The 1,818-nt window shown below is 63.5% G+C and carries 3 protein-coding genes (1 of these 3 only partly in view); all 3 read left to right on the forward strand.

The window, feature by feature from the left end; genetic code table 11:
- Window positions 1–125: 125 nt before the first annotated feature.
- A complete protein-coding gene (locus tag QWZ14_RS08380) occupies window positions 126–1,217 on the forward strand; it encodes a TauD/TfdA family dioxygenase (protein ID WP_290316180.1) in 1,092 nt (363 codons plus the stop codon).
- A 122-nt stretch (window positions 1,218–1,339) separates the two neighbouring features.
- A complete protein-coding gene (locus QWZ14_RS31940; protein WP_353959288.1) occupies window positions 1,340–1,669 on the forward strand; it encodes a Bug family tripartite tricarboxylate transporter substrate binding protein in 330 nt (109 codons plus the stop codon).
- Window positions 1,560–1,818: the 5' portion of a tripartite tricarboxylate transporter substrate-binding protein gene (locus tag QWZ14_RS31945; protein ID WP_353959287.1), read on the forward strand. The gene runs 89 nt beyond the window's last position; only the first 259 of its 348 coding nucleotides appear in the window; its start codon is at window positions 1,560–1,562; the stop codon falls past the right edge of the window. The genes QWZ14_RS31940 and QWZ14_RS31945 overlap by 110 nt, the downstream gene beginning before the upstream one ends.

Here is a 1,818-nt window from a genome sequence, read left to right on the forward strand (position 1 = left end):
TGGCGAAGCGTGACGTTTTTGCTCATTAATATATCTTATCAATATAGAAGATAAATGAAATAGACTTCTCTGTTCCGGTCGGCTTTTCTATTTGTTGAAGTTAAAATCGTCACCGGAGCCGCATAATGTCGCAGGCTGAAACCACCATCCTCGCCCCCGCGCCACCGCCTCTGCCGCCAAGCCCGATCGGGGGTCCGGCGGCGTGGCGGGGTGCCGACATGGCGGCGCGATCCGACTGGATTCACCATTTCACCCCTGCCGATCTCGAAGAGATTGATACGGCGGTCCGGGCCCACATAGCGGCAGGGCGCGAAATGGCTGAGATCTCATCCACAACCTTCCACTTGCCCAGGCTGGGTGGCTTGCTCGCGCGTGTTCTCGACGATCTCCTCGATGGGCGCGGCTTTATGATGCTGCGTGGCCTGCCGGTCGGCCGCTATACGACCGAAGAGGCTGCGGTCGCCTACCTCGGGATCGGCTCACACATCGGCAGCTTCCGTTCGCAGAATGCCAAGGGGCACTTGCTCGGCCACGTGCGCAATCTGGGTCTCGATATCCGTACGCCGACAGTCCGTTATTATCAGACCGACCGCGCGCTCGAGTACCACACGGATTCCTGCGATATCGTCGGGCTGCTCTGCCTCAAGCCTTCGAAATCGGGCGGGGAGAGCCGCATCGTCAGCTCCGTTACCCTACACGACGAGATGCTGCGCCGCCGTCCCGACCTCTGGCGCGCGCTATTCAACGCATTTCCTACCGATCGCCGTGGTGAGGTTCCGCCAGGTATGCTGCCCTGGTTCGAGGTGCCGGTGTTCAACTGGCACGCAGGCCACCTGACCACAATCTACTCAGGCCAATACATTCGCTCCGCGCAGCAGAACTTCCCGCAGGCTCGCCGACTGACCGAGGTGGAGCGCGAAGCGCTAGACTACTTCGACGCCCTTACCAATGACCCGACGCTGAACCTCTCGATGGAGTTCCTACCCGGCGATATCCAGCTGGTGCACAATCACACCGTCCTGCACAGCCGTGGTGATTTCGAAGACTGGCCGGAACCGGAGCGGCGGCGGCACCTGTTGCGGTTGTGGCTCGCGCCGAAGGAGGCGCGCCCGCTGCCACCGGCCTTCGCACAGCGGTACGGATCGCTCACGGTGGGCGACCGCGGCGGCATCGTGACCCGGGAAACCACACTCAAGTTCGTACTGCAGCCTCAGTGATCCGTGCGCGCTCCACCATAGGCCGGCGCGCGGCGCTGACAGGTGCCGCGGCGCTACTCGCCTCAACAGCTCAGGCTGGCGCGCAGGAGGGCAGCCCTTACCCGACGCGCCCCGTGCGCATTGTGGTTCCCTTCTTGCCTGGCGGCATTGTCGACACTTTAGCGAGGTTGCTTGCCGCCAAGTTGCAGGGCAGCATGGGGCAGCCTTTCATCGTGGACTCTCGGCCGGGTGCCGGTGGGAACATCGGCACGGCCTTCGTCGCCCGCGCGAAAGAGGACCCCTACACCCTACTCCTCGGCAGCAGCGGCCCGCTTGCCATTAGTCCGACGATCGAACGGAATCTTGGCTACAACCCGTTGGCCGACNCTCATCGCGGCGACGCCGCTTGTGCTGACCGTCCCGGCGAGTTCGCCGTTTCGGAACTTGCGCGGTATGATAGGCGCACTGCGTGAGGCAGGACGCGAGGTTCTGTACCCCACCCCAGGGGTTGGCTCGCCGCAGCTCCTCGCGGGGGAGGCCTTCCGCCAGCGCGTCGGCTTCGCGGCATCTCCGGTGCACTACAATGGCAGCGCTCCGGTGGTGACCGCCCTGATCTCGGCCG

The sequence above is a fragment of the Paeniroseomonas aquatica genome, from assembly GCF_030409335.1.
GTDB classification, from domain to species: Bacteria; Pseudomonadota; Alphaproteobacteria; order Acetobacterales; family Acetobacteraceae; genus Belnapia; species Belnapia aquatica.

Excerpts from the sequence above, each read along its gene's own strand:
- QWZ14_RS08380 (WP_290316180.1), top strand. The coding sequence starts at position 126 with ATGTCGCAGGCTGAAACCACCATCCTCGCCCCCGCGCCACCGCCTCTG.